Raw genomic sequence first — 23636 nt, 5'->3', positions numbered from 1 at the left:
GCCAGGGGCAGCGACCCAAGCAAAAAGAGTAGAAGGGCAAATAATCTCATCAGGATGCTACTGTTTAGCAGGTTTGGGTTTGTTCCGGGCGGGGTTGTTGTCCTCAAAGCGGAACTTGTCCATCGGATTAGCCGGCATGCTCATGCCCGGCATGGAGCCCATAGCGGGCATCGCCTGGCCTTTTTCCATGCCGGGCATGTCTTTCATATTCTCCATCGGCGGCATAGACTGGCTGGGCTGTTTGGGGGTAGAAGTCTTCTTGCCGGGCATATCCGCCATGTTGCCCATGCCCGGCATTCCTTCCATCGCTGACTTGGCTTTAGTAGGCTTTTTGCGCCAGCCGGCTGCTTGTTCATTCCAGGCATGTCCGCCATTACGGGCCTGGCTTTCATCTGCTTTGGCTTAGCCGGACTGTTCATGTTCATGCTCTTGGGCATTGGTTGTGCATTTTTTGAGGCGGGCATTTTCATGCCCGGCATGCTTGGCATAGCGCCCGCCCGGGGGCCGGCCGAGCTTGGCCGGATGGCTGGGAGCCGGACATGTCCATGTCGCCCATCTGGTCGCGTACGGAGGCGTTGTCACTGCCCTTCTTAGGGGACGCCTCGCTGCGCATGTCCATGCCCTGTATATCATGAGAAGGAACCTTAGCAGCGGTAGATGGTTGGCCGGTGGTTGCAGGAGGCTCGTGCCCGTCCTCTTCCCTCTCCATGCCGGGCATCGGAGCTTCGCCGCGCTTGTCTTGATGGTGGCCTTTCATGACCAGGCGCCCCTGCGGCCCCACGCCTTCGACGTACACTAGTTGCGCCCCCGGTGCCCGGCCACTGACAGCACCCCCGCCGTGGCCAGCGCCGACACCAGCACCAGCACCTCATAGGCCCGCCGCTGCAGCTTGAAAAACTGGCCGATGCCCGCCAGCAGCAGCGTAATGCCGGAAAGCCAGAGCGTGTAGCCCGCGAACTTCTCATGGGCGTCGAACACAGCTGCTGCTTTGGGCGGGAGGCCCGAGGGCATGGCGTGAAAAATGGTGCTGGCGGCCAGCGCACCCAGAAAACCGCCCGCCATCACCCCAATGGTAATCCACTTCACCACCGGCCAGTCCTTGTACACCAGCAACGCCTGCAGGGCCGTGCTGAGCAGGAGCAGGACGATGGGAAAATGCACCACCAAGGGGTGCAGGTTGGGAAAATCTGAAAACATAGACGCGGTCAATAGTGCAAAGGGAAAGCCACGCAAGGCGCCGGATATCCTGCCAACGGCCGGGCGTTCCGGTCCTTCCCAGGAAGGAAGCTTAACCGGATGGTCCCGTCCGCCAGCACGGTGGTCCAGTTGGGACCGGATTTGGCCTTGTACGTAACGGAATAAGCCCAGGCGTGGGCGGAGGTAGGCATTCTGCCTGCTTTACGCCAGGTAGGCTGGACAATGTTTGCTGCTATTAGGGGCGGGAGCTACATAATTTCCACTGTCTGGCAAAGGATTACTGCCGAAAGGACCGAAATCAAAAACGCCCGGCAGGACCGGGCGTTTTAAGTACAAGCAAGCAGGCTACGGCTTACGCGGCCTGAATCTTGAAGCCAGCATTTTCCACGGCCTGCACCACTTGCTCCAGCGTGAGCTTGTCAGAACTGATGGTGAGAATCTTGTCCGGGTTGGCGGTATCTACTTGCCAGTTGCCGGCGCCGGCTTCCTGGTTGAGCGTAGGGGTAACGGCCTTAATGCAGCCACCGCAATTGATATTGGTTTTAAACTGAAGGGTTTTCATGGGAACAGAGTAAAGACTGTCGAGCGAGTCGGTTTCAGGTTGGTAACACGCAAAACTAGCCGGGCGTGCGCCGCAGCGGGTACAGAATTACGCTCTGAGCTTGCATGATTTTTACTCGGGAGAAACACGAAAGCCAGCTTGCGGAGCGAACAAGCTGGCTTTGGCAAGCGGGACGGCTTTAGGCGGCCATGCCCATGCGGCAGGCCTCTTCGCAGCGGCGGCACGCCTCGGCGCACTCCTGGCAATGCGGCATGTGGGCGCCGTGCTTGGCGCACTCATCGCCGCAGGCTTTGCAGATTTCGGCGCACTCCTTAAGCAGGTGTTGAGCGTGTTCGGAGCCCCGGGCCAGGAAGCGGGCGGTCAGGGCGCAAATGTCGGCGCAGTCCCGGTCGAGACTAATACAGCGAGCCATCATCTTCACGTCCTGTTCTTGCAGGCAGGCGGTGGCGCAATGTTCGCACGAGGCGATACAGGCATTGAGGGCGTCGAGGAGGCGTTGGTTTTGAGCGTGCATGGAGAAAAAGTTAGGTGGGTAATGGTGTTCAAGATTTTACTCCTAAAAGCAGACCTTGTTATGCACGATTGCCAGCACTTGCCTGCATAATTCACATGGGCCAGCCTGTTTTTTAATGCTCCCTGCACCCTTGCCTTGCTCTTCTGGGTACCAAAGTTTCCCGGTAGCACAGCCCGAAGGCGCACTCACGCCCATTTTAAGTGGCCCGAATGTATTTCCGGGTCAGTTGCTCGATACGTTGAATGGAATACTTAACCGTATCCAATACCTTCGCTCCTGTCAATTCCATTATAAAAGCTTCAACCAGAAGAGGTCGGGGCGGCTTTTTATGAAGGTGAAAGTAACTTCTCGCGAAGTTGTCTTTAAATTCCTGCACCAAGTAACGGGCGGCCAACGCCCAGCAATAAGCGAGGAGCAGGTTTCGCTCTTGGTCCTTAAACACCTTGATGGTAGTGCCCTCCGCGCTGACTCCGAGCGAAACCCTCAGCTCACTTTCCAGAGCGGCAACCTGCGGCAGTTGGTAGTTAAGCGCTAGCACATATTGGTTGATGAAGAGTAAGTAAGGATTTTGCTTTTCCAGGTGGAGAAACACGGGGTTGCGGCCGCTGTCCTTACCGGCTTTGTAATAGCCGATGAACAGATTCTCAGCAACCGGGTGGGTTAAACAGTTGCGCTCGATTGCAGCTTCTGAGTCAGCAAGAATGGCATTGACAACCACGTGCAATTCCGAGCGCAGGGCTACGTCCACACGAAAGTGATTGAAGGAGGTAACGGCACAGCGATAGATAACCGACAGCCAGAAAAAATGCGCTATTCTGACTTGCTGGGGGCTTAGTGCTTGGCCGCTGGCCAGGCGGTTGGCTACCTTTTGCTTATAAAGCGACTCGAAGAAAGAGAGCTTTTTCTCGCATGGTTTACAAAAGATGTAATCGGCTACGTAGGGATTGGGCTCGCTGTCGATTTCTTCGTCCGTCAAGGACCGACCGATAGTTTGTTCCACCTTTTCAGGTAGTACGCTCCGCCCGAAATAGGCCGTCGAGCCGCCGCCGCCGAGCTGAAAGTTCTGTTCCTTGTCGCGCCCTTTGCCTCCCTCGTTGAACATCGATTCCAGGACCGAATGCGGGATGATGTGGGAGCCGGTTTCGTCAGCTTCGTTGAGATTACATAGTAAGCAGGTCATAGCGTAGTTTAGGCTTTACTAGGCAACAAGGTAGATTCCAGCCGAACAGCAAGTGCGTTCTTGACAGTAACAACAGCTGCTCAACCACGCCCGTTATTTTGTCTCTGTTTTCAGGCAGTCTGCGCTCCACTTGCGCACTGAAGCCGGTACTCGGTGGGCGAAGTGCCTGTTTCGCGCTGGAACTGCCGGGACAAGTGCCCCAGGTTGCTGTACCCCAATTCCCGCGCCACGCGGCCCACGGGCAGGGTGCCTTCGCGCAGCAGGCGCCGGGCCGCTTCCACGCGCTGCCGGATGACGTACTGTTCCAGGCTCAGGCCTTCGGTGGCGGAAAAGACGTCGCTCAGGTAGGCAAACCGCCGCTGCAGCCGCTCGCTGAGCTGCCGCGAAAAGTGACCGCTGCGAAGCGTCGCTGGCTCGGTGGCCAGCAGGTGGGTGATGATTTCCTTGATTTGCGCCACCAGCCGCTGCTGCGGGGAAAGCTGGTCCAGAATCTCAAATCCCTCCGCTTCCAGGCACTGCCGCAGCCGGGTCCAATCAATGGTCGTGGCATCGTCGCGCAGCTCCACCTCCCCAGCTCCACCCGGAGCGGCACCAGCCCGAGCTCCACGAGCCTGCTCGCGCACCACCAGGATGCACTTTACGCAGACCATGTGCCGGATGTAGAGGAGCGTGGAGGCCATAGGGGGTGGATTACAGGGCCGGCGATAAAGCGTCCTGGTCGGCGGGCGGCGTCAGCGGCTGGGCGTCCAGTTCCTGCGGGTGGTCGTCCAGGCCCACTTCCTGGTGGGAAGCGAAGTATTGGGCCAGGGCCTTCTCCCCACCAGCCAGAAGACCACCGGCGTCACGATGATGTCGAGGAAGGTGGAGCTAAGCAGGCCCCCGAGGATGACGGTGGCCACCGGATACAGGATTTCCTTGCCCGGCGCGTCCTTGGCCAGCGTGAGCGGCACCAGCGCCAGCGCGGCCACCAGGGCCGTCATGAGCACGGGCACCAGACGCTCCAGCGAGCCGCGGATAATCATCGGCATTCCGAACTTCTCGCCCTCGTGCTCCACCAGGTGGATGTAGTGCGAAATCATCATGATGCCGTTGCGCGAGGCAATGCCGGTCAGGGTGATGAAGCCCACCAGGGAGGCGATGCTGAACGTGCCGCCGGTGAGCAGCACCGCCACCACCGAGCCAATCAGGGCCAGCGGGATGTTGAGCATGATTTGCCCCACCATGTAGCTGGACTTGAAGTGGGAAAACAAGACCAGGAAAATGCCGGCCAGTGAGAACAAACTCAGCCAGAGAATTTTCTGCGAGGCCGACTGCTGGCTTTCAAACTGCCCGCCATAGGTCAGGTAGTAGCCCGGCGGCAGCTTGACCTGCTGGTTAACTTTGGCTTGAATCTCTTTCACGGTAGAGCCCAGGTCGCGCTCGGCCACGTTGAGCGAGATGGTGATGCGGCGCTGGGTGTTTTCGTGGTTGACGGTATTAGGTCCCGGCTCATAGAGGATTTCAGCCACCTGACTCACGGGTATCAGGGCCCCGGAAGGCGTTTCAATGCGGGTCTGGCCAATGGCGGCGATGTCGTTGCGCTGCGCTTCGGGTAGTTTCACCACCAGGTCAAAGCGCTTCTGCCCGTCGAGCATCTGCGAGACCACGGCGCCTTGAAACAGGGTTTCCAGGTCGCGCACCACTTCGCCGCGCTCCATGCCGTAGGCCCGCAGGGCCTCGTCGCGGGGCCGAATGAGCAGCTGCGGAATCTGCACCTGCTTTTCGACCTGCAGGTCCACGACGCCGGGCACCGTACTGGCGGCGGCGCGCACCTCGTTGGCGTAGCGGCGCAGCTCCAGCAAATCGTTGCCGAATACTTTAATAGCTACCTGGGCCCGCACGCCCGACAAAAGGTGGTCGAGGCGGTGGGAAATCGGCTGGCCGATGTTCACGTTCACGCCCGTTATCAGGCTGAGCTTGTCGCGCATGTCGGCCAGAATTTCGTCGCGGCTGCGCATGGTTTTGCCCTCCTTTTCCAGCTCGGCTTCGGTTTTAAAGGCCACTTCGATTTCCGAGTTGTTGACCGATTCGGCGTGCTCGTCCAGTTCGGCCCGGCCGGTGCGGCGGGCGGTGTAGGCCACTTCCGGAATCTTGAGCATCTGGGCTTCCCCCAGGCTGCCCAGCCGGTTGGACTCGGTAAGCGAGGTGCCGGCGGGCGCCGAGAAGTTGACCGTCAGCGAGCCTTCGTTAAAGGGGGCAAAAACTCGGTGCCGAAAAAGGGCACCATGGCCGCGGCCATCACGAACAGCAGCGCCGTGGAGGTCAGCACCAGCTTGGGGTGCCGCAGGCCCCAGCCCAGCAGGCGCGTGTCCTTCTTTTTCAGCCAGCGCACCAGGCCCCCGTCGGTTTCGGGGTGGTCCATCTGCTTCATCTTCGGCAGCAGGTAGTAGCACAGCACCGGCGTGACCGTCAGCGACACGAACAGCGAGGCCACGATGCTGGTGATGTAGGCAATGCCCAGCGGCGCGAAAATGCGGCCTTCCATGCCCTCCAGGGCAAACAGGGGCAGGAACACCAGCACCACGATGATGGTGGCGTATACAATGGAGTTGCGCACTTCCGAGGAGGCCGCGTAAATCACCCTGAGCACGGGCTGCGGATTGGCGCGCTGCTTGTTTTCGCGCAGGCGCCGGTACACGTTTTCCACGTCCACGATGGCGTCGTCCACCAACTCGCCGATGGCAATGGCCAGGCCGCCCAGGGTCATGGTGTTGATGCTGATGCCGGCAAAGCGAAACACCAGCGCCGTGACCAGCAGCGAAAGCGGGATGGCCACCAGGGAAATGAAGGTGGTGCGCACATTGAGCAGAAAGGCAAACAGCACGATAACGACCAGGATGGCGCCGTCGCGCAGGGCCTCCTCCACGTTGGAAATGGACGACTCAATAAACTCGGACTGCTTAAACAGGCGCGTATTCACCTGCACATCCTTGGGCAGCGAGGGCTTGAGCTCCACCAAGGCTTTCTCCACGGCTTCGGTCAGGCCCACGGTGGCGGCCCCGGGCTGCTTTTCAATGCTCAGAATGACGGCCGGCTGGCCGTTGACGCTGCCGTCGCCGCGCTTGAAGCGGGCGCCAAACTCCACCTTGGCGATGTCGGCCACGCGGATGGGTGACTGCTCGCGGTAGCCCACGATGATGTTCTCAATATCCTGCACCGAGCGCAGGCGGCCTAGGTTGCGGATGAGTACTTCCGAGCCGTTGCGGTCAAAGAAGTTGCCGGTGGTGTTCAGGTTGGACTTGCGCAGCGCCTCCTCCACCTGGTTTACCGTCAAACCCGTGGCATTCAGCCGGGGCATGTCCAGCAGCACCTGGTACTGCAGGTTGTCGCCGCCGATGGGAATAACCTGAGCCACGCCGGGGATACTGAGCAAGCGCTGGCGCACCGTGTAGTTGGCCAGCGTGCGCAAATCAGCCGCGTTGGTTTCCTTACCTCCCGACAGCCCCACCAGCATTATCTGGCCCATCACCGAGGAGATAGGGCCGAGCACGGGCGTGATGCCCTGCGGCAACTGCTCGCCGGTGGTTTGCAGCTTTTCGCTCACAATCTGGCGAGCCGTGAAGATGTCGGTGCCGTAGTCGAACTCCACAAACACCATCCCGAGGCCAATGGCCGAGTTGGAGCGCACGGCTGACACGCCCGTGGCCCCGTTCAGGGCTGTTTCCACGGGCAGCGTCACCAGGGCCTCCACTTCTTCGGGGGCCATGCCGGGGGCTTCCAGGAACACGGTCACGCGGGGACGGTCCAAATCCGGCAGCACGTCCACCGGCAACTGGCCCGCGGTATAGCTGCCGGCAATGATGAGGCCTACGGCAAAGGCCAGCATAAGCAGGCGGTTCTGCAGCGCAAAGCGAATTATCTTGTCAAGCATGAGTTAGTGAGGAAGTGCAGGTAAGAGAAGGCGTAGCCCCGGGCCGGGCCGCAGGCTGTCCACGTGCGCCACAAAGGGCTGAGCGCCGGGGCGCCCGTGCAGGTGCAGCCGCTTCGTCGCGCGGCGTTGGGCTGGTGCCAGCACGAAGCCCAGCAGGTCGAGGGGCCCGGGCGCAAAGCGGCCATGGACCCCCAGTTCGGGCGCGGCGGCGTCCGCCGGGCCGGCGGTGGGATAAGCGGCCACGTGCCACCAGACCGCCAGTGGCTCGCCCAGGAGCCGAAAGGGCTGAGATGGCTGAGTCTTTAAGCCCGCCCGGGTAGCTGCGGCGTGGATGAAACCGGCCAATTGCGCCGGAGACGTAACCGTGGCAGGGACCGACCCGGCGTCCTGCCACTGCCTTACCCGGCTTTGCAGCAGCCAGGCAGCGCGGCCCTGAAAGCCGGCAGTGGTTTCGGTGGCCCCATCGGGTCGGAGCCGGGTAGTGTGCGCCTGCCCGGCCACTACCATAATCTCACCACCCCCTTCGGCCACGCCGACCGCGTAGAGCGTGGGCCGGGCCGTGAGCGTGTCCAGCGCCACGGCGGCCCGGGTTCTACCCGGCTGCAGCAGACGCGCCCGCCCGCCGGCCCGCTGCTGCTGGGCAGCCAGGGGCAGCGTCAGACCCAGCAGCAGGAATCCCAGGCTGGTTCGCTGGAGCCCGGGGCGTACCCCGGGAGGTGTCGATGAAAAGTGGCGGGCATGTGCGGGCAGAGGGGCTACTTGCGCGCCGAGTTGTGGTTGCTCACGAACTGCCACTGGCCCGCCGCGTTTTTGCGCAGCACGCTGGTCGCCACCCCGCGCCGCTTGATGGGTGCCGGCACCGCGATATCCTTGGGGCCTTTCTTCAGCCCGATGGCGTAGGTGTAGCTTTCCGTGGCGAAGGCATAAGACCCATCTACCGTCACGTCGGCCTTGTAGTCGCTGTAAGTAAACGAGCTGAATTCCTTGAGCTCGGGGCCCAGGTGGTGGTCCCGATAGCGGGCGTAGGTTCCTTCCCGACTGCCCGATTCCAGCACCACGGAGTTGGCCACAAACAAGCGGGTGGTCCCCGTGGTATCGAGCTTTTGTACCGCCTGCTGGTACTGCTTCAGCACGGCCCGCACGGCGGCTTCGTCGGCCGAAACGGCCGGAGCGGTCCCGGCAGCGGGCGCGGTGGTTTGGGCAAGGGCCGGCGCCGACAAAACGGGCACAGCGAGCAGAGCAAAGAGGAAACGACGCATAGTGAGGAAAGGTGAGGGAATTACTGATTGAGGTAAATGGACTTGAGCCTGGTAGGTGCCGGTGGTTACCACCCGGTCGTTTTCGTTGACCTGGCCCTGCACCAGCACGGTTTGCTCGCCGCTCGCGGCGCCGGGCTGCACGTAGCGAATCTTGAAGCGCTCCGGCTCGGTGTGCACGAATACCACGGGCTTGCCATTCAGGTCGGTAATGGCGGAGGTGGGCACGGTCAACTGCGGCTTGCCGCCCCCGGTCTGGCCCACTACCTGCACGTTCACGGCCTGGCCGGCGCGGTAGGCGCTGCCTTCCTGCGCATCCAGCTCCAGTACCAGCCTGGCGGGCCTGATTGACGGGGTTTACCACGTTGCTGAACACCACCAGCCGGGCGGGCACCCCGGGCTGACCCTGCAGGCCTTCCACCCGGAACACGGCCCCGGGCGTGACCTTGGCCAGGTCCTGGGCAAACACCTGGGCTTCCACGCGCAGTTTGCCGGGGTTGATGACGCGAAACAGCTCGTCGCCCTGGCTTACTTGTTGACCAATCGCCAGATTAAACACGTCCACGGTGCCGCTCACCGGGGAGGTGATGCTGACGCGGCGCTGGCTGGCCTGCCCGTTCTGGATGCCGGCGTTCTGCCGGGCCTGGCGCAGGCGCAGCTCGGCGGCCACCACGTCTTTGCGGGCGGCGATGTCGGCGATGCTCTGCAGGCGGGCGTAGTCCTGCTGGGCGGCGCGCAACTCAGCCTGGGCATTGGCCCGCTCGGTGCTGAGCCCGATTTGCTGGGTGGCGTCCAAGGTTTGCTCAATGACGGCCAGCGTCTGCCCGGCGCGCACGGTCTTACCTACCTGCGCGGTCAGGCTCACGATGCGGCCACCCTGGGGCACCACGATGCGGCCTTCGCCGCCGGCAGCGGCGGAAACCGTACCGTAGAGCGTGGCGCGGCTATACGTCGTGGAGAAAGCGGCCAGGGTGGTTTGCACCTGAAATAGGAACTGGCTTTCCTTGGGCAGCAGCACCTCGTCGGTCAGGGCCACGCCGGTGCTGGCTTTGGCCGTGCCGCCGTGGTCTTCGCCCCCATGGGCCTGGACCAGGCCCGGAGGCGGCAGCAGCACGGTCAGGACCAATCCGGCCGCGGCCGTGGCCGCCAGGAATTTATGCTTGGTTTTCATATCTTTTGAGCTTTAAGGAAAGGGGTGCGACGGCTGGCGGTCAAGGCCTGCTCCGAGGTCTGCAGCACGGGCTCCGGGCGCCGGCGGCGCATGAGCAGGGCCGTCAGGCCGATGCCGAGCACGAAGGCGCCGACCAGCGCCAGAATGGTTTTCCAGGAAGAGAAAAGCGAGCCGTCGGCGTGGGCGACCTCGGCCGCTACGGGCAGCTTCTCTCCCACTTTGATGCCTTCGAGCAGCATCAAATCGGCCTTATCGCCGGCCACGATGTTGGCCGCGAAGCTGTAGGTCTTGTTGGCTGGGAACTGGCCCTCCACCAGGTACACGCCCGGCTCCTTTTCCGTCACCGCCCATTTTAGATTCGCATCCTCCGGGTTGGTGAGCGTCAATTTGGCGCCCTTGATGGGGGCGTTGGTGGCGTAGTCCGAGAGGAACAGGCGCAGGTCGGCCGGCTTGCCGCCTTCCAGCGGCTCGTAGCGCAGCAGCACCTCGAACTGTTCCGAGAGCGCCGCCACGGAGAAGGAGGTCGCGCCGGCCGGGGTCGACGCTTTGGCTCCGTCGCCGTGGTCTTCGCCCCCGTGGGCGTAGGCCGCGCTGCTCAGCAGGAGCAGGCCCAGCAGCAAAATCAGGAGTTGTTTCATGTTATTCACCCCGCAGGTAGTTAAGTTCGATGAGGGCCTGACGGTAGTCGCGGATGGTGGTCAGGTAGGTATTCTGAATGGTAAAGGCCTGGTTGAGGCTCTGAATCAGCACGAGGTAGCTGATTTCGCCCGCCCGAAACAGGCGCTGCGACTGGCTGATGATGGCCCGTGACTGGGGCACGCCGGTCTGCTCGTAGTAGCCCAGCGAAGCCGAGAACTTGCGCGTGTCGGCGAGGGACTGCTGGTAGAGGCTGCTGAGCTCCAGGCGCTGGGCTCGCAGGCTGGTAGCCGGCCGCCTGCGAGCGGGCCGTGGCTGCCTGCAGCTGCGAGCGGTAGGTCCAGAACCAGATGGGCACCGACACGCCGAACTGGAAGCGGTACTTAAGGGCGGAGTTTTCAAACGCTTGATTCTGATAGCCCACCGTCAGCGCGGGCGTGCGCCGGGCCCGCACCAGGCTGATGCCCGACTGGCTCAGGGCCACGTTCTGGGTGGCGGCAGCCAGCGTAGGGCTGCGCACCAGGGCCGTGCTGTCTTCGGGTGGGAGGCTGCTCAGCAGTGTCCCGCCGGTTTGCACCAGGCTCGGGCCCGCTGCGGCGCAGGTCGGTGCTGGTGGTTAAAGTGGCCGAGGGTTGACCCAGCAGCAAGCCCAGGCGGCGCTGGGCGGCGCGCTGGTCTTCGGTGGCCTGCTGCAGCTGCACCGTCACCTGCCGGGCTTCGGCGTCGGTGCTGATGCGCTGCAGGGACGTGACTTCGCCAGCCGCGAACAGACGCTCGGTGGCCACGCGCAAGGCACGGAACAGGCTGTCCTGATAAGTGAGCTGGCGTACCTGCGCTTCGGCAAACTGCAGGCTCAGGTAGGCCAGGCGGGTGTCCCGCAGCACGCTGGCTCGGCTCACCTCGCGGTTGCGTTCGGCCAGGGTGATGCCCGCCTCGGCCACCTGGCGCTGGCGCCGGTACACATTGGGAAGGTCGATGGTTTGCACCACGCCCGGGGCCCACATCTCGCCCGTGGGCGCCGAGAACAGAAAGTCCGGGTTGGCCGGCGCGAAGGAGCCCCGCCTCAGGGCGCGCTGCTCCTCGATTTCACGGTCCGACTGCCGCAGCCGCGGGTGGCGGCGCAGCGTCAGGGCTTCGGCGCTGTCGAGGCGGATGGCGGTTTGGGCCTGCGCAACTTCCGGGAGTAGCCCGAGCAGCAGCGCCAGCACCAGCAGCCCTTGCGCCGCATGTTTCATTTTAGGGTACTTCATGGTATCAGGTTAGAGCTCGTCAATGGCCGCCCGCCGTTGCAGCAGCAAGCGGCCCGAGACGCAGGAGAGGGTCCGGACGCACTGCGTCCGAAAACAGGCTCTGCCTACGCCTTTTTCACGAGGGCCATGCCGCACTTCGGGCAGCTGCCCGGCTTGGTGCTGGCGCTGCCTTCGCACTTCATGGGGCACTCGTAGGCGGCGCCCACGGCCTTGCTGCCCTGGGCGGCCGCATCGAGCTTGTCGAAGCGGGTATTGATGGCTTTGCCGTCGGCCTTCAGGCTGACGATGGCCGTGCGCACTTTCGCCCCGGCGGGCAGCTTGGCCACCAAGTGGTCGGTGCCACCGGCTACCAGGGTTACCGTCGTGGTTTTGTTGTCGGTGGTTTGCACCATCACCGTGCCCGAGAGCGACTTGTTGGGCACCGGAGCCATCTTCGCCGCCAGCAGGTAAATGTGCAGCTCACCGGCCTGCTGCACCAGCTCCATGTGGTAGGGGCTGGCGGAGCGCACTACCCCACCGTGCGGGGCCACGTGGGCGTGGGTTTCGCCGGGGGCCATGTGGGCATCGGCCTTACCAGCGGCGTGGGCGTGCTGCGCTTGCGAGGCCAGGGGGCGAGGGCGAAAAGGGCCGCTGCGGCCAGGGAAATTCCAAAAAGCTTCATGGGAAAAGGAGTATTGAGGGGGTTGTTAAGGGTGAGAACGAGGCCGCCGGCACCGGCCTTCTTTGGACGTTGCTGCCGGCGGCTCGGATTACATCTTGTCGGCGTTCTTGTCGTGCCAGGCTTTGAATTCGGCGATTTCCTTCTGCTGGGCGTCAATCATTTTCTGAGCCATCTCCTTGAGCTTGGTGTCCTTGCCGTGGGCCAGCTCGGCTTTGGCCATGTCCACGGCGCTCTGGTGGTGCACCGTCATCATCATGTTGAAATTCATGTCCGGGTCGGCCACCATTTTGGGCATGCTTTGCATCATGCCGTCCATCGAAGCCTTCATTTTGCTGGTGAAGGGGTCGGCCGGGTCCAGGGGCTTGTAGTTGTTGGGCGCCGAGTCCAGGCGCTCGGCAATGGGCTCCATCTCCCCGATTTCCTTCTGCTGGTCGGCCTTGATTTTCTCGGCTAGCTGCTTCATAGTGGCGTCCTTGCCGTCGCGCAGGCTCGATGTCGGCCATGGCCACGGCGCCCTTGTGGTGCTCCAGCATCATGTGGGCGAAGTCGTGGTCGGTGTTGCCCTTCATCTTCATGGCGCTCATTTTGCGCATCATGTCGTTCATCGACGCCATCAGGGGCGAGTCGCCGGCCGCGCTGCCCTCGGCCATTTTAGAATGGTCCATGCTGGCCATGTCGCCTGAAGCAGTGGCGTCGGTGGCGGTCGTTTCGGTGGTCGTAGTCGTGGTATCAGCGGTTTTGTCGCTGCTGCACGAGGCGACCAGCAGGGTGCCCGAGCAGAGGGCGGCGAGGAAAAAAGCGGACTTTTTCATGGGTTTTGGAATGGTTGAGGGTTGGGAAAAGGAACTGATGCGGTGCCTTGGCCTTAGCTGGCGGCCGGGCCCTTCACGTTGATGGTGAAGTCGCCGGTGTGAATCTTCCCGGCGTGGTTGAACTGCAGGAAAACGCGGTAGAGGCCGGGTGCTTCGAAGTTGGTGTTGAAGCCGATGGCGGGCCCCTTGTCGGCCTGGTCGTTGGGGTGCACGTGCAGGTAGCGCTCGGTGTCCTCGCTGATGACTACCACGTGGCCCAGCGCCCCGAGGTAGTTGTCCAGGTCGGTGACGGGCTGGCCATCCTTGCTGATGTTGATTTTCATGCCCAGCAGGCTGGCCGGTGTTCAGGGCTTGTCGAACGTCAGGGTAGCCGAGTACCCATCCTTCGCCCACTGCATGTCGTCGTTCTTAAACTTGACCGGCGCGTAAGCCGGACCCTTCACCGAGATGGGCTGGCGGCCCAACTGGTGGCCCGAGCCCGTGGGCGTGTAGTCCTGAAACAGCACGTAGTCGCCGCCCTTGGGGAAGGTGTAGGCGGCCCTGTAGTTGCCCTGCGCGGTGTACTCGGGGTGCTCGTGATAGAATTGGCCCAGGTCCTTGCTCACGATGATGAGGTGGATTTTCTTCTCGTGCACCAACGCCAGCGGCACGGGCGCGGCCTCGTTGCCGACTTCCTGCGGCGTGAAAACGAGTTGCGAGGGCTGGCCGGCCGTGGGCTGCATGGGCTGCGGCTCAAACTTCATGGCGTAAGTCTTGCCATTGGCCACCTTATCGTTGTGTTCGAGCTTCATGCCGCACTTGGGGCACGTCTCCCCTTCCTTGGTGCTGGTCACCTCGGGGTGCATGGGGCAGGCGTAGGTGTGGCCGCTGGCGTGGTCAGCCGTGCCATCGGCCGGTCCTGCAGTAGGGGTAGTGACGGTGTTGGTGGCGCTGCTCGACGCGGAATCGGACGAGCAGCGGCCAAGGTTAACAGGCCGGCGACGGCCAGCAGGGAAACGGGTAAGCGAAACATAAAATGGGGTATGGGTGAGAAAAGGAGGTGCCAGAATTGGCGACCCCGGCGGCAGCAAGAGCCGCGTTAGGCATGCCACTGCTGCCAGAGCACGAAGCCCAGTGCAGCCGCCAGTAGGGCGTAGAGCAGGCCCGTAAGCAGCCGGCGGAGCGGGCCGCGGGGGCGGGCCGGCGGCCGGTTCGCAACAATCTTTCATTGCGGAGAAGGGTAAACCCGGAAGATGGAGGGGAGAAAAGGCCGGCTTAGGCGGCGCGACGGGCAAACGAAAAGGCCCGCCCCGGACACAGCGTAGCTGTGCCGGCGCGAGCCTTAGCGCGTCGGAAGAATCAGACAGTCAGCGACTGGATGAAAATGCGGATGTCGGGTATTTTGGGTTTCAGCTGCCGGCGGGCTACCAGCAGCACGGGCCGCGTGCGGTCCCATTGTTGAAAGCGGGCCACCAGGACCAGCGGGGCCGGGGGCAATGCCACCGGCATAAACACCATCTTCTCGATGCCAGCTTTCGGCGGATGGGCCAGCGAGGCCCACACGGCGGCAGCATCGTCCTGGCAGCAGGCTCCCTTGGAACCGTGCTTATGCGGCGCCGGGGTTTCGTTGTCGTGGTGCTCGTGCTTGGCAGTAGCGCCGTGCTGTTTCCCGTGGGAATGCGACGCCTTGTGCTCATGCTTGTGCGCCGGCGTACCGGCCGGGTGCTTGTGCTGATGTCCGCCGGCCGGCGTGGTGGGCATGGCCAGCGCGCAGACGACCTGCCCAAAGAACACGTTGAGGAAGACCACCAGTAAGGAGGCCGCCATCGTGCGTCTAGAATGGGTCTTGAGTCGGAACATTGGTACGAAGCAACGACAAAATTATTCGAAAGGTTTGAAAGGTTCGCCGGCCATCGAAAAGCCCCTTTTAGGCAGTGGCTTGTTCTGCGGCTGGCATAGGTGATTGAAAATGCACGCTTTAGGCCTGTAGTGCGGCTTCCGGCCCGCTGACTAAGGCCTTGCCCATCTGGTCTACGGGCTGCCAACTCTGGAAATCTTACAAGCTCGGCAGCTTAATCATGTACAACCGTGGCAGAATGTTGGCGGGGGACACGAATGTTGCAAGGGCAAAGCCCAATTCTACACATCTATTGCCAACCGAAAGGAGTTTAGATGATGTTGTTTTGCTGGCCGCCTATTGTGCGGCTCCCCAGAATCATTCTTCCTATGGAAACCACTCATCATCACCCCTCGGCGCCTCCGGTTCCGGCTGGCCCTCCCCGGCGCCGGCCGCCGGGTCCGAAACGGCAACGCTCAATATCGAGGGCATGACCTGCGCCTCCTGTTCCAACTTCGTAGAGAAGGCCCTGAGCCGCACACCCGGCGTGACCAGTGCCACTGTCAACCTGGCCAGCGAAAAGGCCACTATCGAGTACCTGCCTAGCCAGATTGACCGTGCCGGTCTGAAAGCTGCCGTGGAGCAGGCCGGCTACGGCGTGCACGAGGCCAGCCCGGCCGTGGCCGCCAACGTGCTGGCTTCCGACGAGGAGCTGGACGCCCGTAAAGCCGCCGCTTACAAGAACCTGAAGCGCCGCTTTCAGGTGGCCGTGGGGTTAGCGCTTCTCATCATGCCGCTGAGCATGCTCATGCTGTGGCCCGCCATGATGAGCCGCATCTCAAAGCCCGTGCTCAATTACGTGCTGCTGGCGCTGACGCTGCCGGTGTTGCTGTACAGCGGCCGGGAGTTTTACGTGTCGGCCTGGAACGGCCTGAAGCACCGCACCGCCAGCATGGACACGCTCATTGCCGTGGGTACCGGCGCCGCCTTCCTATACAGCCTGGCAGCGACGCTGATTCCGCACTGGTTTATGCAGCACGGCATCATGCCGGAGGTGTACTACGACACCACGGCCACCATCATTGCGCTGATTCTACTGGGCAAGGTGCTGGAGAGCCGGGCCAAGTCCAAGACCTCGGCCGCCATCAAGGCCCTGATGGGTTTGCAGGCCAAAACGGCCCGCGTGGTGCGGGGCGGTCAGGAAGTAGATGTGCCCATCGAGCAGGTGGTGGTGGGCGACGAAGTGGTGGTGCGCCCGGGCGAGAAGGTGGCCACCGACGGCACGATTCTCACCGGCCGTTCGGCCGTGGACGAGAGCATGCTGACCGGCGAAAGCCTGCCGGTGGAAAAAAGGAGGGCGACAACGTATTCGGGGCCACCCTCAACAAAACGGGCTCCTTCCGCTTCCGGGTAAGTAAAGTGGGCGCTGAAACCATGCTGGCCCAAATAGTGAAGCTGGTAGAAGAAGCGCAAGGCAGCCGCGCGCCCATCCAGCAGGCTGGCCGACAAGGTCAGCGCCGTGTTCGTGCCCGTGGTCATCATGATTGCCATTGCCACGTTCGTGCTCTGGTTTGACTTTGCCCCCGAAGCCAGCCGCGTGCCGCTGGCCTTGGTCAACTTTGTGGCCGTGCTCATCATTGCGTGTCCCTGTGCGTTGGGGCTGGCCACGCCCACGGCCATCATGGTCGGCACGGGCAAAGGAGCCGAGCACGGCGTGCTGATTCGTAACGCCGAAGCCCTGGAGAAAGCTGAAAAAGTAACCACCGTACTGCTGGATAAAACGGGTACCATTACCCGGGGCGAGCCCGCCGTGACCGACTTTTTGCCCACCAACGGTGATTCGGTCGCGCACCTGCTGCCCCGGCTGGCGGCCGTGGAGCGGCAGAGCGAGCATCCCCTGGCCGAAGCCGTGGTGCGCTACGCCGATGCGCAAGGGGCTACTCCCGGAAGTATGCCGGTAACGGCCACCGCGTTTCAGGCCTACGAGGGCCGGGGCGCCGGGGCCACCGTCGACGGGCAAGTGATTCTGCTTGGCAACCGGCGCCTGCTGAGTGAACATAACGTGGTGCTTTCCAGTGAGACCGAGCAAGCCGCCGCCCAACTGCTGAGCCAGGCGAAAACGGTGCTGTACGCCGCCATTGGGGGGCACGTGGCCGCCCTGATTGGGGTAGCCGATACGGTGCGCGAGTCGAGTCTGGCCGCCATTCAGGCCCTGCAAGCCGATGGCATCGAGGTCGTGATGATGACCGGCGACAACCAGCAAACGGCCGCCAAGGTGGCCGAGCAGGTGGGCATCAAACGCTTCTTTGCCGAAGTACTGCCGGCCGACAAAGCCGGCAAGGTGAAAGAGCTGCAGGCTGAGGGCCGGGTGGTGGCCATGGTGGGCGACGGCATCAACGACGCGCCGGCCCTGGCCCAGGCCGACATCGGGCTGGCCATGGGTGGGGGCACCGACGTGGCCATGGAAGCCGCCGGCATCACGCTCATGCGCTCGGACTTGGAGGGTGTGGTGACGGCCATTGACCTCTCGCGCCATACCATGCGCACCATCAAGCAAAACCTGTTTTTTGCCTTTATCTACAATACCCTGGGCATTCCCATCGCGGCGGGGCTGCTGTACCCGTTCACCGGTTGGCTGCTTTCGCCCATGCTGGCGGCCGCGGCCATGGCCCTGAGCTCGGTGTCGGTGCTCACCAACTCGCTGCGCCTGCGCCGCTACAAGCGCACGGCCTAACGCTGGGCTCCTTCATTCTTTTTTCTTGTTCTCATGGATACTACTCAATTAATTGTGACCCTGGTGGGGGTGGGCCTGCTGGCGTTTGTCGGCTGGTTTTTCTTTCTGGCGCCGCACCGGGTGGCCACGGCCGTTTCCTCGTCGGCGGGCGTGCAGCAGGTCGACATCGTGGTGAAGGGCGGCTACTCACCCAACGTCATCGAGGTGGAGCACGGCAAGCCGGTGCAGCTGAATTTCTACCGCGACGAGGAAGGTACCTGCTCGGAAGAGCTGCTGCTGCCCGATTTCAACATCCGGCGGGACCTGGCCCCGTTTAAAACCACGGCCATTGAGTTTTTGCCCAAGCAGGCGGGTACCTTTGAGTTCACCTGCGGCATGCACATGCTGCGGGGTAGCCTGGTTGTTAAATAAGTGTGATGCTGCAGTCCGCTACTTCGGTTTTGCCGGCCCCGCGGCCGGCGCCAGCCGCCTCTCCATTCGCAATATGGTGTGCCCCCGCTGCCTGCGGGTGGTGCAGCGCGAGCTGGAAAAGGCCGGGCTGGTGGTGGACGATGTGGCCCTGGGCGCCGCCAACGTGCGCATGGCCGATGGCAGCCCGGTGGATGAGCCAGCGGTGGAGGCCGCCCTGCAAGCGTTCGGCTTCGCCCTCGTCGATGACCCGCGCGACCAGCTGGTGGAACAGGTGAAGGCCCTGGTGGTGGAGCTCATTCATTACACCCCGGCCGAGAAACAGCCCTATCAGACGTACTCCCACTTTATCAGCGAGCGGCTGGGGCGGTCCTACGCCTACCTCTCGCACCAGTTCTCGCTGCGCGAGGGCCTGACGCTGGAGAAGTACATCATCCGCCAAAAAGTGGAGCGCGCCAAGGAGCTGCTAAGCTACCAGGATGCCAAGGTGGCCGAAGTGGCCCGCCTGCTGGGCTACAGCAGCGCGGCGCACCTGACCAACCAGTTTCGGCAGGTGACGGGCATGTCGCCGTCCGACTTTCAGGCCCTGGGCCCCGGCAGCGCGGGCCGGCTGAGCCTGCATGATTTGGCGTAACGCTTGAAACTTTGCAACGCCGGAGGGCGAATTGTGAGCATACCAGGTGGGACTTAGCCCGTTAGGAAGAGGGGGGGCTGTTGCACTGAACCGTTCTTCAGGTCGCACCTGGCAAAGCCTTCCTTTGCTACTGGCTTGTGCCTGTGGTGCTTGCTCTTCTCCACTTGCTGGTACCCGGTGGCGTGGCCTTTCTTTTTACCGGCCGCGCATTTGCTGAATATGGCCCCCGATTGCGTCGAATGCTGCCGGCTGGGCATTAGGTCTCCCACCGAAGCAGGTCTTCACCATTGCTCCTTCCCTTTCTTCTATGGAACCCTCCGACACGCTCTCCTCCGCCCTGCAGCTGCTGCGCGGCCGCGGCTACACCGAAGACTTCAACCTGCGGCCCGACTGCCTGTACTGCGCGGCCTACGACCTGCAGCTCCGGCCCGAACAGTTTCAGGTCGACTCGCTCTTCCGGTTTGAGGGGCCTTCTGACCCGGCCGACCAGTCGATTCTGTATGCCATCAGTGCCATTGAGCCGGGACTGCGGGGCGTGCTCGTCAATGCTTACGGCGTGTATGCCGACCCGCTGACGGCAGCCATGGAGGCCCGGCTGCGTTTGCCGCCCCGCTAAAGCCCCGGCCTTTTTGCCGGAGCCTTTAACTCCTACCTGTTTACTTCCCTTCCCATGATGCACCCGATGTCGGAGCCGCTGTTTCCCGAGTACCTGTTGTGGATTTGGTTTGCCCTGACCGCCCTATCGGTGGCCTACGTTGCCTGGGACCTGTTTACCAGCACCCCGGCAATGAAGGTGATGAAGTGGGGCTGGGTGCTGGTGACGCTCTACACCGGGCCGGTGGGACTGCTGGTGTACTGGTTTTCCTGCCGCGAGCCTTCGCTGGGTACCCATGAGCAGTTCGTGGCCCCCATGTGGAAGCAGGCAGTGGGCTCCACTATTCACTGCGCGGCGGGCGACGCGACGGGTATTATCGTGGCTGCTGCCATCACCGGCTACTTTGGGTTGAGCATGGGGGTGGACATCTGGCTGGAGTACGCCGCCGGCTTTGGCTTCGGGCTCTTCATTTTCCAGGCCCTGTTTATGAAGGACATGATGGGCCTGAGCTACGGGGAGGCTGTGCGCGAGTCGTTCCTGCCGGAGTGGATGTCGATGAACGCCATGATGGCCGGCATGCTGCCCACCATGGTTATTCTGATGACCCGCGACATGCGGGCCATGGAAGCTACATCGCCCTGGTTTTGGGCCTCGATGTCGGCGGCCACGCTGGTGGGCGTAGTGGTGGCCTACCCGGTAAATTACTGGCTGGTGAAGAACAAGCTCAAGCACGGCATGGGCACCGAGCGGGCTTTGGGCCATGGCGGCACGCCGGTAGCGGAGGAAGCTACTCCGGGGCGTGCTCCGCAACCTATGGCAATGGCTGCAATGGCCGGGATGCACCACGGGACAACACCGGCCAAGGGTGAGGCGGCCCACCAAGGGCATGCCATGGCCACTATGCCGGGCATGGACAGGAGCAGTGGCGCCCAGGTTTCGGGGCTGCGCAAGGCCGTGGTGACCCTGCTCACACTGGCAATGCTGGCAGTGGGGTATTACCTGGCGGCCCGGTACGGGGACCTGACCATGCGGCCCGGCGAGCCCATGCCGGCGATGCCCGGGCACTCCATGTAGGGCCGAATACTTCTAATCTCACGCCTGGGCACAGCACACTGCGGTCCTGGCTTCCTAGCAGCTCCCAGGTACAAATTATGTAAGTCGGAAGCGCCTACGGGTAAATCCCCGGCGCACAGGTAACGTACTTGCAATGAGTTAGCTGAACCCAAGTCGGTCAAGCCGTGCTGGTGGTTGTGACGGAGCAACTGCTTCGTCGGACCAAGCCCTCAGCCGTCCACCCTGCTGAGTAGCGTCGCCGATGCCCTTTCGACGGCAGGCTTCCACCGCTATGCGCCGATTGTTATGGAGCACAACACCTTCATCTTCGCCACGGGAATTGAAAACAGCTACCCGGTTATTTCCCTCCCGGACGGCAGCCGCCTGCGGGTAGATGAAATGCAGCTGACGCAGCATGACCAGCGCTGGCCCGAGGACTTTCAGCTGGTGCGGGAGCTGGGCCTGACCTATCTGCGCTTCGGGCCCCCATACTATGCCACCCACCTGGGTCCCGGGCGCTATGACTGGAGCTGGGCCGATGCCACCTTTACCCGGCTCCGGGAGCTGGGCATTGAGCCCATCGTGGACCTGTGCCATTTCGGGGTGCCGGACTGGCTGGGCAACTTTCAAAATAAAGACTGGCCCACCTACTTTGCGGAGTATGCCCAGGCTTTTGCCCGCCGCTACCCCCACCTGCGGTTTTACACCCCGGTTAATGAGATTATGATTGCGGCCACCTTCTCGGCCCAGCCTGGGCTGGTGGAACGAGTGCCTGACCGGTGATACTTCTTTTGTCACGGCCCTCAGCAACCTGTGCCGGGCCAACCTGCAGGCCATGCACGCCATCCTGAGCGTGCAGCCCCGGGCCATCTTCATTCAAAGCGAGGCCACCGAATACTTCCACGCCGAGGAGCCTTCCGAGCGCTGCCTGCAGCACACGGCCTTTCTCAATGAAAAGCGCTTCCTGGCCTTCGACCTCACTTACGGGCATGAGGTCAAGGCCAGCCTGTACACGTACCTGCTGGATAACGGCATGCAGCGGCAGGAGTACGAGTGGTTTCGACAGAACACCGTCAAGCGCCACTGCGTGATGGGCAACGATTACTACCAGAGCAACGAGCACCTGGTGCACGAGGATGGCAGCACCAGCGAATCGGGCGAAATTTTCGGCTACTACTCCATCACCCACCAGTATTTCAGCCGCTACCGCCTGCCCGTAATGCACACGGAAACCAACCGCGAAGACCCGGAGGCGGTGCTCTGGCTGCGCAAGGAATGGGCCAACGTGCACCGTCTCAAACAGGATGGCGTGCCCATCGTCGGCTTTACCTGGTACAGTCTGCTGGACCAGGTGGACTGGGATACCTGCCTGCGGGGCAACCACCACCGGGTCAACCGGCTGGGCCTTTACGACCTGGACCGCCGGGTGCGCCCCGTCGGGGAAGCCTATAAATCCCTGGTCAGCAAGTGGAAGCCAGAGCTTACATCGGAATGCTACGGCCTTCACATCTATAATTTCTAGTGAGCCCGGTACAGCTGGCTAACAGCTTGATATAAATCATTTGCCAGGTAGTCAGGTGTCATGCATTGGCTTGAGCAACCAGCTTTCTTTTGTTCTGTCCGCTTGATCACCGGCTGCCAGGTGAGGTCAACAGGTTAGGTGTTGATATTATTCCTAGTGTAAATTGAATTATATACTATTTTATAAGTCGCCCACCAGTTTATAAGTCACCCGCCAGCCGCGTCCGAATCCGGAAGCGGTCGGGGCTCCGCCCCGGAGTCCTGGTAATCTGCTCTCAACTTTCATTGCGATGGCCGTCCTGCTGCACCCTGCGCCTTCCGTTAACCCATCTCGGCCGGCCGGGCGGCCGGGCCTGAGCAGCACGGAAGCGGCGCGGCGGCTGGCCGAGGTGGGACCCAATGCCATCGTGCACGAGGCGGCCCGGAGCCGGTGGGTTATTCTGCGGAGCCAGTTTGCCTCGGCCCTGGTGCTGTTGATGCTGCTGGCGGCCGGGGTTTCCTTTTCCTGGGCGAGGGGCAGGATGGCGCGGCCATCCTGGTGGTTATTTTCGTGAATGCCGCCATCGGCTACTACATGGAAGTACAGGCACAGGTCTCGATGGAGGCCCTGCAGCAGCTGGCGCTGGTGCTGGCGCGCGTGGTTCGTGACGGCTTGCTGACGTCCATCAGCGCTGAAGCCGTGGTCCCGGGCGACGTGCTGTTTCTCGAAGCCGGCGACCTGGTGCCGGCCGATGCCACCCTGCTGGATACGGCGCAGCTGCTGGTCAACGAGTCAGCCCTGACCGGAGAGTCCCTGCCGGCGGAAAAGCAGCCGGCTCCCCTACCCCGGGGCTGCCGCTGGCCGAGCAAACCAACGCCGTGTTTAAGGGCACCAGCATCGTGAAGGGCAATGCCCACGCCCTGGTCACGGCCACCGGCATGGGCACCGAGCTAGGCCGCATTGCCCATCTGGTCCAAACGGCTGAGCAGGCAGCTACCCCTTTGGAGGAGAAGCTGGCCGTGTTTACCCGCACCCTGATTAAAGTCGCGGTCGGGCTGGTGATAGTGGTGTTCGCGGCCGGTCTGCTCAACGGCCAGCCCTGGCTGGAGATGGTGGAAACCAGCATTGCGCTGGCGGTGGCCGCTGTCCCGGAGGGGCTGCCCATTGTGGCCACCCTGGCTCTGGCGCAGGGCATGCTGCGCATGGCCCGCCACCGGGTGGTCGTGAAGAAGCTGGCGGCCGTGGAAACGCTGGGCGGCACCAGCATCATCTGCACCGATAAAACCGGAACCTTAACCGAGAACCGCATTACGGTCACAGGCTTGATTACCCCGGCGCGGGAAGTGACGGCGGGCTCGCTGCCCGCGCTGGCGGAGTCACCCGCTCCTGACCTGACGGTAGCACTGCGGGCCGCCGTGCTCTGCAACACCGCCACCGTCGATTTTGCCTCTACCGAACTGAGCGAAACGGGCGACCCCCTGGAAACGGGCCTGCTGCGGTTTGCCCACGCGGGCGGCACCGACGTCGCCGCGCTGCGGGCCGCCTTCCCCAAGCTTGGGGAAGAACCGTTCTCCTCGGAAACCAAGCTCATGGCGACCCTGCACGCGGGGGCTGCGGCCACACCCTCCACCGTGTACGCCAAAGGCGCAGTCGAGGAGCTGCTGCCCCGCTGCACAGCCCTGCTCCAGGCTACGGGACGGGCGGTGCTGGACGAGGCCACGCGTGGGCAGTGGCTGCAGCGCGCCG

Annotated in this window: 25 protein-coding genes and 6 pseudogenes; 12 read left to right on the top strand and 19 right to left on the bottom strand. The window is 62.7% G+C overall.

The annotated features are described in order from the left end of the window. Nucleotides 1–57: 57 nt before the first annotated feature. The 16 genes and pseudogenes from ACFQT0_RS27125 to ACFQT0_RS27050 all read right to left on the bottom strand — a co-directional run bounded on the left by ACFQT0_RS27125 (nucleotide 58) and on the right by ACFQT0_RS27050 (nucleotide 12824). Nucleotides 58–306 (bottom strand): hypothetical protein, encoded by a 249-nt coding sequence (locus ACFQT0_RS27125; RefSeq protein WP_380206350.1) that lies wholly within the window; start codon nucleotides 304–306, stop codon nucleotides 58–60. Nucleotides 307–795: 489 nt separating this feature from the next. Then, nucleotides 796–1167: a hypothetical protein gene (locus ACFQT0_RS27120; RefSeq protein ID WP_380206349.1), complete on the bottom strand. Its 372-nt coding sequence runs from the start codon at nucleotides 1165–1167 to the stop codon at nucleotides 796–798. Between the two features lie 382 nt (nucleotides 1168–1549). Next, on the bottom strand, nucleotides 1550–1759 hold the full coding sequence (locus tag ACFQT0_RS27115; protein ID WP_380206348.1) for a heavy-metal-associated domain-containing protein: 210 nt from the start codon (nucleotides 1757–1759) through the stop codon (nucleotides 1550–1552). 178 nt (nucleotides 1760–1937) lie between these two features. Further along, complete coding sequence (locus ACFQT0_RS27110; RefSeq protein WP_380206347.1) at nucleotides 1938–2273, bottom strand: four-helix bundle copper-binding protein; 336 nt, start codon at nucleotides 2271–2273, stop codon at nucleotides 1938–1940. Between the two features lie 196 nt (nucleotides 2274–2469). Beyond that, nucleotides 2470–3453, bottom strand: coding sequence for a hypothetical protein (locus ACFQT0_RS27105; RefSeq protein ID WP_380206346.1), 984 nt, complete (start codon nucleotides 3451–3453; stop codon nucleotides 2470–2472). A 110-nt stretch (nucleotides 3454–3563) separates the two neighbouring features. Next, entirely contained in the window at nucleotides 3564–4133 is a 570-nt protein-coding gene (locus ACFQT0_RS27100; protein WP_380206345.1) for a helix-turn-helix domain-containing protein, read from the bottom strand. A 51-nt stretch (nucleotides 4134–4184) separates the two neighbouring features. Next, nucleotides 4185–7318, bottom strand: a pseudogene (locus ACFQT0_RS27095) (efflux RND transporter permease subunit). A gap of 48 nt (nucleotides 7319–7366) precedes the next feature. Further along, entirely contained in the window at nucleotides 7367–8158 is a 792-nt protein-coding gene (locus ACFQT0_RS27090; protein WP_380206449.1) for a hypothetical protein, read from the bottom strand. After that, a complete protein-coding gene (locus ACFQT0_RS27085) occupies nucleotides 8119–8898 on the bottom strand; it encodes a nuclear transport factor 2 family protein (RefSeq protein ID WP_380206434.1) in 780 nt (259 codons plus the stop codon). Before ACFQT0_RS27085 ends, ACFQT0_RS27090 begins: the two co-directional genes overlap by 40 nt. Nucleotides 8899–9019: 121 nt before the next feature. Continuing rightward, nucleotides 9020–9790 (bottom strand): annotated as a pseudogene (locus ACFQT0_RS27080) (efflux RND transporter periplasmic adaptor subunit); the annotation flags it as partial. Beyond that, nucleotides 9787–10428: a hypothetical protein gene (locus ACFQT0_RS27075; RefSeq protein WP_380206344.1), complete on the bottom strand. Its 642-nt coding sequence runs from the start codon at nucleotides 10426–10428 to the stop codon at nucleotides 9787–9789. The gene ACFQT0_RS27075 and the pseudogene ACFQT0_RS27080, both read right to left, overlap by 4 nt. A 1-nt stretch (nucleotide 10429) precedes the next feature. Continuing rightward, nucleotides 10430–10828, bottom strand: coding sequence for a TolC family protein (locus ACFQT0_RS27070; RefSeq protein WP_380206343.1), 399 nt, complete (start codon nucleotides 10826–10828; stop codon nucleotides 10430–10432). After that, nucleotides 10773–10910, bottom strand: a pseudogene (locus tag ACFQT0_RS27065) (hypothetical protein); the annotation flags it as partial. The gene ACFQT0_RS27070 and the pseudogene ACFQT0_RS27065, both read right to left, overlap by 56 nt. A gap of 163 nt (nucleotides 10911–11073) precedes the next feature. Continuing rightward, nucleotides 11074–11661, bottom strand: a pseudogene (locus ACFQT0_RS27060) (TolC family protein); the annotation flags it as partial. Between the two features lie 119 nt (nucleotides 11662–11780). Then, the gene (locus ACFQT0_RS27055) at nucleotides 11781–12233 is read right to left on the bottom strand and encodes a heavy metal-binding domain-containing protein (RefSeq protein ID WP_380206342.1); all 453 of its coding nucleotides are present in this window, start codon (nucleotides 12231–12233) and stop codon (nucleotides 11781–11783) included. Nucleotides 12234–12425: 192 nt separating this feature from the next. Further along, nucleotides 12426–12824 carry a DUF305 domain-containing protein gene (locus ACFQT0_RS27050; RefSeq protein WP_380206433.1) on the bottom strand — a complete coding sequence of 133 codons (399 nt, stop codon included), beginning with the start codon at nucleotides 12822–12824 and terminating at the stop codon, nucleotides 12426–12428. A 5-nt stretch (nucleotides 12825–12829) separates the two neighbouring features. Here ACFQT0_RS27050 and ACFQT0_RS27045 point away from each other — a divergent pair, with 5 nt between their 5' ends. Then, entirely contained in the window at nucleotides 12830–13231 is a 402-nt protein-coding gene (locus ACFQT0_RS27045) for a hypothetical protein (RefSeq protein ID WP_380206341.1), read from the top strand. Here ACFQT0_RS27045 and ACFQT0_RS27040 read toward each other — a convergent pair. The 3 genes from ACFQT0_RS27040 to ACFQT0_RS27030 all read right to left on the bottom strand — a co-directional run bounded on the left by ACFQT0_RS27040 (nucleotide 13203) and on the right by ACFQT0_RS27030 (nucleotide 14955). Further along, entirely contained in the window at nucleotides 13203–13472 is a 270-nt protein-coding gene (locus ACFQT0_RS27040; RefSeq protein ID WP_380206340.1) for a hypothetical protein, read from the bottom strand. The genes ACFQT0_RS27045 and ACFQT0_RS27040 overlap by 29 nt on opposite strands. A gap of 21 nt (nucleotides 13473–13493) precedes the next feature. Next, entirely contained in the window at nucleotides 13494–14219 is a 726-nt protein-coding gene (locus ACFQT0_RS27035; RefSeq protein WP_380206339.1) for a heavy metal-binding domain-containing protein, read from the bottom strand. A gap of 268 nt (nucleotides 14220–14487) precedes the next feature. Then, the gene (locus ACFQT0_RS27030) at nucleotides 14488–14955 is read right to left on the bottom strand and encodes a hypothetical protein (RefSeq protein ID WP_380206338.1); all 468 of its coding nucleotides are present in this window, start codon (nucleotides 14953–14955) and stop codon (nucleotides 14488–14490) included. 251 nt (nucleotides 14956–15206) lie between these two features. Here ACFQT0_RS27030 and ACFQT0_RS27025 point away from each other — a divergent pair. From ACFQT0_RS27025 to ACFQT0_RS26975, 11 genes and pseudogenes are all read left to right on the top strand, one after another. Then, nucleotides 15207–16540, top strand: a pseudogene (locus tag ACFQT0_RS27025) (heavy metal translocating P-type ATPase). Further along, nucleotides 16485–17699, top strand: a complete 1215-nt coding sequence (locus ACFQT0_RS27020) for a heavy metal translocating P-type ATPase (RefSeq protein ID WP_380206337.1) — start codon at nucleotides 16485–16487, stop codon at nucleotides 17697–17699. The pseudogene ACFQT0_RS27025 and the gene ACFQT0_RS27020 overlap by 56 nt, the downstream one beginning before the upstream one ends. Nucleotides 17700–17732: 33 nt before the next feature. Then, nucleotides 17733–18110 carry a cupredoxin domain-containing protein gene (locus tag ACFQT0_RS27015; protein ID WP_380206336.1) on the top strand — a complete coding sequence of 126 codons (378 nt, stop codon included), beginning with the start codon at nucleotides 17733–17735 and terminating at the stop codon, nucleotides 18108–18110. Continuing rightward, nucleotides 18100–18741 carry a helix-turn-helix domain-containing protein gene (locus ACFQT0_RS27010; RefSeq protein ID WP_380206335.1) on the top strand — a complete coding sequence of 214 codons (642 nt, stop codon included), beginning with the start codon at nucleotides 18100–18102 and terminating at the stop codon, nucleotides 18739–18741. Before ACFQT0_RS27015 ends, ACFQT0_RS27010 begins: the two co-directional genes overlap by 11 nt. Nucleotides 18742–19048: 307 nt before the next feature. Next, a complete protein-coding gene (locus ACFQT0_RS27005; RefSeq protein WP_380206334.1) occupies nucleotides 19049–19357 on the top strand; it encodes a phosphoribosylpyrophosphate synthetase in 309 nt (102 codons plus the stop codon). Nucleotides 19358–19411: 54 nt separating this feature from the next. Further along, nucleotides 19412–20410 (top strand): DUF4396 domain-containing protein, encoded by a 999-nt coding sequence (locus ACFQT0_RS27000; RefSeq protein WP_380206333.1) that lies wholly within the window; start codon nucleotides 19412–19414, stop codon nucleotides 20408–20410. Nucleotides 20411–20695: 285 nt separating this feature from the next. Beyond that, nucleotides 20696–21172: a family 1 glycosylhydrolase gene (locus ACFQT0_RS26995; RefSeq protein WP_380206332.1), complete on the top strand. Its 477-nt coding sequence runs from the start codon at nucleotides 20696–20698 to the stop codon at nucleotides 21170–21172. After that, a complete protein-coding gene (locus ACFQT0_RS26990) occupies nucleotides 21117–21911 on the top strand; it encodes a hypothetical protein (RefSeq protein ID WP_380206331.1) in 795 nt (264 codons plus the stop codon). The genes ACFQT0_RS26995 and ACFQT0_RS26990 overlap by 56 nt, the downstream gene beginning before the upstream one ends. Nucleotides 21912–22200: 289 nt before the next feature. Then, entirely contained in the window at nucleotides 22201–22464 is a 264-nt protein-coding gene (locus ACFQT0_RS26985) for a cation-transporting P-type ATPase (RefSeq protein ID WP_380206330.1), read from the top strand. Continuing rightward, a complete protein-coding gene (locus ACFQT0_RS26980) occupies nucleotides 22449–22793 on the top strand; it encodes a P-type ATPase (RefSeq protein ID WP_380206329.1) in 345 nt (114 codons plus the stop codon). Before ACFQT0_RS26985 ends, ACFQT0_RS26980 begins: the two co-directional genes overlap by 16 nt. After that, a pseudogene (locus ACFQT0_RS26975) lies at nucleotides 22769–23557 on the top strand (HAD-IC family P-type ATPase); the annotation flags it as partial. The gene ACFQT0_RS26980 and the pseudogene ACFQT0_RS26975, both read left to right, overlap by 25 nt. Nucleotides 23558–23636 lie beyond the last annotated feature (79 nt).

It is taken from the genome of Hymenobacter humi, assembly GCF_042665855.1.
In the GTDB taxonomy this organism is placed as follows: domain Bacteria; phylum Bacteroidota; class Bacteroidia; order Cytophagales; family Hymenobacteraceae; genus Hymenobacter; species Hymenobacter humi.
The sequence above is the reverse complement of the archived record's forward strand: the minus strand, read 5'-3'. Positions and strand labels throughout refer to the sequence as shown.

What these genes read in the sequence shown, in the direction of transcription:
- ACFQT0_RS27125 (WP_380206350.1), bottom strand. Translation starts at nt 306, where the DNA reads ATGGAAGGAATGCCGGGCATGGGCAACATGGCGGATATGCCCGGCAAG.
- ACFQT0_RS27115 (WP_380206348.1), bottom strand. Translation starts at nt 1,759, where the DNA reads ATGAAAACCCTTCAGTTTAAAACCAATATCAATTGCGGTGGCTGCATT.
- ACFQT0_RS27110 (WP_380206347.1), bottom strand. Translation starts at nt 2,273, where the DNA reads ATGCACGCTCAAAACCAACGCCTCCTCGACGCCCTCAATGCCTGTATC.
- ACFQT0_RS27105 (WP_380206346.1), bottom strand. Translation starts at nt 3,453, where the DNA reads ATGACCTGCTTACTATGTAATCTCAACGAAGCTGACGAAACCGGCTCC.
- ACFQT0_RS27100 (WP_380206345.1), bottom strand. Translation starts at nt 4,133, where the DNA reads ATGGCCTCCACGCTCCTCTACATCCGGCACATGGTCTGCGTAAAGTGC.
- ACFQT0_RS27075 (WP_380206344.1), bottom strand. Translation starts at nt 10,428, where the DNA reads ATGAAACAACTCCTGATTTTGCTGCTGGGCCTGCTCCTGCTGAGCAGC.
- ACFQT0_RS27055 (WP_380206342.1), bottom strand. Translation starts at nt 12,233, where the DNA reads ATGGCCCCCGGCGAAACCCACGCCCACGTGGCCCCGCACGGTGGGGTA.
- ACFQT0_RS27045 (WP_380206341.1), top strand. Translation starts at nt 12,830, where the DNA reads ATGTCGGCCATGGCCACGGCGCCCTTGTGGTGCTCCAGCATCATGTGG.
- ACFQT0_RS27040 (WP_380206340.1), bottom strand. Translation starts at nt 13,472, where the DNA reads ATGAAAATCAACATCAGCAAGGATGGCCAGCCCGTCACCGACCTGGAC.
- ACFQT0_RS27030 (WP_380206338.1), bottom strand. Translation starts at nt 14,955, where the DNA reads ATGGCGGCCTCCTTACTGGTGGTCTTCCTCAACGTGTTCTTTGGGCAG.
- ACFQT0_RS27015 (WP_380206336.1), top strand. Translation starts at nt 17,733, where the DNA reads ATGGATACTACTCAATTAATTGTGACCCTGGTGGGGGTGGGCCTGCTG.
- ACFQT0_RS27005 (WP_380206334.1), top strand. Translation starts at nt 19,049, where the DNA reads ATGGAACCCTCCGACACGCTCTCCTCCGCCCTGCAGCTGCTGCGCGGC.
- ACFQT0_RS27000 (WP_380206333.1), top strand. Translation starts at nt 19,412, where the DNA reads ATGATGCACCCGATGTCGGAGCCGCTGTTTCCCGAGTACCTGTTGTGG.
- ACFQT0_RS26995 (WP_380206332.1), top strand. Translation starts at nt 20,696, where the DNA reads ATGGAGCACAACACCTTCATCTTCGCCACGGGAATTGAAAACAGCTAC.
- ACFQT0_RS26985 (WP_380206330.1), top strand. Translation starts at nt 22,201, where the DNA reads ATGGCCGTCCTGCTGCACCCTGCGCCTTCCGTTAACCCATCTCGGCCG.